Raw genomic sequence first — 5,075 nt, 5'->3', positions numbered from 1 at the left:
TAAGTTTTCAGGACTTTCAAGAAAGTCCTGAAAACTTGCTCAGCCTGTCGAAAAGACTTTTCGACAGGCTGAGGCGCACCGCTGTGCTGCGGTGCGCCTGTTGGGTCAGGGGCGGTCACTGCGGGAGACCGGGCGGTCCCGGCGCCCCTATCCGGGGCTCCCGTCGACCGTCGGGACCTCCTTGACCGGAACTATGTACTCAATAATTCTCCGCGCGGACCTCGAAATAAGCCTGGGGATGGGCGCAGACGGGGCAGACCTCGGGAGCGGCGGTGCCCACCACGATATGCCCGCAGTTCCGGCACTCCCAGACCTTGACCTCGCTCTTCTTGAAGACCTCCCGGGCCTCCACGCTGCGGAGCAGGGCCCGGTACCGCTCTTCGTGGTGCTTCTCGATCTCGCCGACCGCCCGGAATTTTGCGGCCAGCTCCGGGAAGCCCTCCGCCTCGGCGGTCTTGGCGAAGCCCTCGTACATATCGGTCCACTCGTAGTTCTCCCCGTCGGCGGCGGCGCCCAGGTTCTCGGCGGTGGAGCCGATGCCCTCCAGCTCCTTGAACCACATCTTGGCGTGCTCTTTCTCGTTGTCGGCGGTCTTCAGGAACAGGGCGGCGATCTGCTCGAAGCCCTCCTTCTTGGCCTTGGAGGCGAAGTAGGTGTACTTGTTCCGGGCCTGGGACTCCCCGGCAAAGGCGGCCTCCAGGTTCTTCTCCGTCTGCGTTCCGGCGTATTTGGACATAGAAAATTCCTCCTTTTGAAATTCGAGAAATAGATGCGATAAGTTATGAAAAAGCCCTGAAAACGAAGTTTTCAGGGCTTTTGGTACGCCCGACTGGATTCGAACCAGCGGCCTTCAGAGTCGGAGTCTGACGCGCTATCCAACTGCGCCACGGGCGCATACCTTTCACTTATGCACTTGTCGTACCGAGGGACGCCAGGGCCCAAGGGCCGCCCCTTCGAGTCTTTTGCTAGTATAGCAGGATCTCCCCGGCCTGTAAAGCGTTTTGTCAAAAATTTTTACGAAAAAAGATTGTTAAAAAAATTGACAAGTTGTTGGTTTTGAGCTAAACTATAAAATGTTATGATAAAGTTTTGATTGGGAGTGAGCGTTTTGAAGAAAGAAAATGTCTCCGATGCCGTGATCCGGCGGCTGCCCCGCTACTACCGGCAATTGACAGAGCTCTGCGCCAAGGGCGTGGTACGCATCTCCTCCCATTCCCTGGGCCAGGAGATGAACATCACCGCCTCTCAGATCCGCCAGGACCTGAGCTGCTTCGGTGAGTTCGGCCAGCAGGGTTACGGCTATAACGTGGAGGAGCTCCACACCGAGATCGGCCACATCCTGGGGGTGGACAATGACCATCACCTGGTCATGATCGGCGTCGGGAACCTGGGCCGCGCCCTGCTGCAGAATTTCCCCTTCGCCCGGACCGGCTTCACCGTGGACGCCGCCTTCGACATCTCCCCCGCCCTCACCGGGACCAAGGTCAACGGCGTCCCCATCTACTCCATGGACGAGGTGGACGCCTATATCGGGTCCCACAGCGTGGATGTGGTGGTGCTGACCATCCCCCAGGCCATCGCCCAGGAGACGGCGGACCGGCTCATCGCCTTGGGCGTCCGGGGGTTTTGGAACTTCACCAACGTGGAGCTCACCTGCGGCCAGCCGGACGTGAAGATCGAGAACATCCATTTTGCCGACAGCCTGCTGACCTTGAGCTACCGTATCGCCAACCGCTGATACGGGGCCGGAGAAAGGGACCTTCATGCAGAAAAAGATCTTATGCCTGCTGCCGCTGTGCGTGCTCGCGGCTGCGGTCGTTTGGGCGGCGGCCGCCGGGGACGCGGCCGATCCCCTCGCTTCGCTCTCCTACCTCACCGGCGTCTTCACCGGGAAGGTGGACGCTGCCGTCGACGCCCGCCTGGACGGCTCCGTCCCCCCTCGTCAGGAAGACGGCGGGGCGGCGGGCGCCCCCGCCGTGTGGGCGGAGGTCCGCCTGAAGCAGGACGACGCCCTGCAGGCGTCCACCGGCGACGGTGTGCTTTTGCTGGCGGGGAGCGCCCGGGTGGACTATCCTGCCGGCGCGGTGGTGGACGTGACCGCCGGCGCGGTGGTCCCCAGCGGCGGCAGCCTCGCCGCGGACCACCGCTACCTGGTGGCGGAGGATACCGCCGCCAGCTTCCTCGTCACAAGCAAGACCGCCGTGCTGGACCATCAGGGGAGCTGCACGTTCCGCTATTCCACCGCCACGGACTATAACGCGATGGCCGCCGCTTTGAAGGCCATACACCTTTTCCAGGGGAGCTCCACCGGCTACGGCCAGGGCTTCGACCTGGAGGCCGCGCCTACCCGGCTCCAGGCCCTCATCATGTTCATCCGGGTGCTGGGGGAGGAGAGCGAGGCGCTGGCCTGGGAGGGGAGCTGTCCCTTCACGGACGTCCGGGCCGGGACCAATGGGGCGAAGTATGTCGGCTACGCCTATGAGCGGGGCTACACCAACGGCTGGGGCGCGGGCCAGTTCCGGCCCTCCCATCCGGTCAACGCGCGGCAGTATACGGAGTTCATCCTCCGGGCCCTGGGCTACAGCTCCGCCGCCAACACGGACCTGTCGGACACCCTGAGCCGGGCCCGGGACGTCGGGCTGCTGACGGAGGGGGAGGCCGCCATGCTCCGGCAAGATCCGTTCCTGCGGGCGGAGCTGGTGTACATCTCTTATTACGCCCTGGAGGCCCAGGTCTCCGGCACGGGCCGGACGCTGGCGCAGACGCTGATGGAGAAGGGCGTCTTCACGCAGTTCGAGAGGGACGCCGCTCCCAGCGTGGTCAACTGGAGGCTGTAACCCCTTCGCCCTAAGCGCATATGATGAACTGAGACCGCTCCGATCCGGTCTACATCTCTTAGGAGGTTCCATCATGTGCAATAACGGTTTTGGCGGCGGCAGCTGCTGCTGGATCATCATCCTGCTCATCATCGTCTGGTGCTGCTGCGGCAACAACAGCTGGGGCGGCAGCGGCTGTGGCTGCGGCTGCAACTGCGGCTGCAACAACAACTGCGGCGGCTGCAACTGCGGCTGCGGCTGCAATCCCTGCAACCCCGCCCCCTGCTGCTGAGGGGCGTCCTTATCACCGATGATGCCTGCGACAGGAGCCCCGGACCCAACAGGGTCCGGGGCTTTGGAGCGTCGGGGGAGCCGCGGCGGCCGGCGGGGAGGGGGAGCGCTGCGAGAGGGGCCCCGGGCCCGGCAGGCCCCGGGGCCCTCCTCAGGTCCGCCCCCGGTCCCGGGGGACGGCCTGCGCGAGCTTCGCCCCGGCCCAGCCCACAGCGGCCCCCAGGAGGATGCCGCCCAGGACGTCGCTGGGCCAGTGGACATAGAGGTACAGCCGGGAGAAAGCGGTGACGGCGGCCAGGACGAGGGCCGGGATCCACAGAGGGCTCCCGGCGGTCTTCAGGGCGAAGACCACGGCGAAGGCCGCCGCCGTATGTCCGGAGGGGAAGGAGGCGTCCCCCGGCGGGGGGACCAGCAGGAGGAGGTCCGGGCGGGAGGCGAAGGGCCGGGCCCGGCCGATGAGGGGCTTCAAGATCAGGTTGCAGGACACCAGATCCAGGACCAGGGCGCAGGCGGCGCAGACGCCGTACCTCCGCTGCCGCCGGAGGAGGAGCAGGACCGCGGCGGTCAAGATCCAGACTTCTCCGTGGTCGGACAGGCCGCTGACGAAGGGCATCAGCCGGTCGAGGAGCTCACAGCGCAGGTGGAGCTGGATCCAGTCCAGGACTGCCAGTTCAGCATGCTGCATCAGACCGCCTCCTTGGACGCACGGGGCTGCGGCTCCTGCCGCGGCCCCCGGCATCCCTCGCCGCCGCCGGGGCCGCCGCAGCGCCTGCGGATGACCCCATCCGTCCCGCGCGCCGCGCCGTCCCGGCCGGCCAAGCGCCGGACGCCCTGCGGGATCCTCCTCCGCACGGCCTCCGGATCATCCCAGCACCGCGCCCTTGGCCGCGCTGGAGACCAGCTTGGCATACCGGGCGGCGTAGCCGGTGGAGATCTTCGGCTCCGGGCAGACCCACTTGGCCCTCCGCTGGGCGAGGACGGCCTCGTCCACCTTCAGGGAGATGGAGCACTTGGGGATGTCGATGGCGATGATGTCCCCGTCCTCCACGAAGGCGATGGGGCCGCCCTGGGCCGCCTCGGGACAGACGTGGCCGATGGAGGCGCCCCGGGTCGCGCCGGAGAAGCGCCCGTCGGTGATCAGGGCCACGTCCTTGTCCAGGCCCATGCCCGCGATGGCGGAGGTGGGGTTCAGCATCTCCCGCATACCGGGGCCGCCCTTGGGGCCCTCGTAGCGGATGACCACCACGTCCCCGGCCCGGATCTCCCCGGCGTAGATGGCGGCGATGGCGTCCTCCTCGCTGTCGAAGACCCGGGCGGGGCCGGTGTGGACCATCATCTCCGGGGCCACGGCGGAGCGCTTGACGACGCAGCCCTCCGGGGCCAGGTCCCCCTTGAGCACGGCGATGCCGCCGTCCTGGGAGTAGGGGCGCTCGATGGGGCGGATCAGCTCGGGATCCCGGTTCTCCACGCCCTCCAGGTTCTCGGCGATGGTCCTGCCGGTGCAGGTGATGAGGGAGGTGTCCAGGAGATCCTTCTTGGTCAGCTCCTTCATGACGGCGTAGACGCCGCCCGCGGCCTCCAGGTCCTCCATGTAGGTGTCCCCGGCGGGGGCCAGATGGCAGAGGTTGGGGGTCCTGCTGGAGATCTCGTTGGACAGGTCCAGATCCAGTTCGATGCCGCACTCGTGGGCGATGGCGGGGAGGTGGAGCATGGTGTTGGTGGAGCAGCCCAGGGCCATGTCCACGGTCTCGGCGTTGCGGAAGGCGGCTTCGGTCAGGATGTCCCGGGGGCGGATGTCCCGCTCCACCAGCTCCATGATCTTCATGCCGGTGTGCTTGGCCAGCCGCAGGCGGGCGGACCACACGGCGGGGATGGTGCCGTTGCCCCGGAGGGCCATGCCGATGGCCTCGGTGAGGCAGTTCATGGAGTTGGCGGTGTACATGCCGGAGCAGGACCCGCAGGTGGGGC

6 protein-coding genes and 1 tRNA gene are annotated in these 5,075 nt (G+C 66.5%); 3 read left to right on the top strand and 4 right to left on the bottom strand.

The window, feature by feature from the left end; genetic code table 11:
• Positions 1-199 precede the first annotated feature (199 nt).
• On the bottom strand, positions 200-736 hold the full coding sequence (rbr, locus tag QZ332_RS13060) for a rubrerythrin (RefSeq protein WP_295766218.1): 537 nt from the start codon (positions 734-736) through the stop codon (positions 200-202).
• Positions 737-817: 81 nt separating this feature from the next.
• Positions 818-894, bottom strand: a tRNA-Arg gene (locus QZ332_RS13055).
• Between the two features lie 214 nt (positions 895-1,108).
• On the opposite strand from QZ332_RS13055, the gene QZ332_RS13050 reads away from it, so the two are divergent.
• The 3 genes from QZ332_RS13050 to QZ332_RS13040 all read left to right on the top strand — a co-directional run bounded on the left by QZ332_RS13050 (position 1,109) and on the right by QZ332_RS13040 (position 3,108).
• Positions 1,109-1,738, top strand: a complete 630-nt coding sequence (locus QZ332_RS13050) for a redox-sensing transcriptional repressor Rex (RefSeq protein WP_295766217.1) — start codon at positions 1,109-1,111, stop codon at positions 1,736-1,738.
• Between the two features lie 25 nt (positions 1,739-1,763).
• Positions 1,764-2,837 carry an S-layer homology domain-containing protein gene (locus QZ332_RS13045; RefSeq protein ID WP_295766215.1) on the top strand — a complete coding sequence of 358 codons (1,074 nt, stop codon included), beginning with the start codon at positions 1,764-1,766 and terminating at the stop codon, positions 2,835-2,837.
• A 73-nt stretch (positions 2,838-2,910) separates the two neighbouring features.
• Positions 2,911-3,108 (top strand): hypothetical protein, encoded by a 198-nt coding sequence (locus QZ332_RS13040; protein ID WP_295766213.1) that lies wholly within the window; start codon positions 2,911-2,913, stop codon positions 3,106-3,108.
• Positions 3,109-3,258: 150 nt separating this feature from the next.
• On the opposite strand, the gene QZ332_RS13035 is transcribed toward QZ332_RS13040, so the two are convergent.
• Together QZ332_RS13035 and QZ332_RS13030 are read right to left on the bottom strand one after the other, a co-directional pair.
• Entirely contained in the window at positions 3,259-3,792 is a 534-nt protein-coding gene (locus QZ332_RS13035; RefSeq protein ID WP_295766211.1) for a phosphatase PAP2 family protein, read from the bottom strand.
• Positions 3,793-3,969: 177 nt separating this feature from the next.
• Positions 3,970-5,075 (bottom strand): dihydroxy-acid dehydratase (locus QZ332_RS13030; protein ID WP_295766209.1); only part of this gene is annotated, 1,106 nt, incomplete at its 5' end.

The sequence above is a fragment of the uncultured Oscillibacter sp. genome, from assembly GCF_910584465.1.
GTDB lineage: Bacteria > Bacillota > Clostridia > Oscillospirales > Oscillospiraceae > Oscillibacter.
Note: the sequence above shows the minus strand (reverse complement) of the source record. Positions and strands in the feature narration are given on the sequence as shown.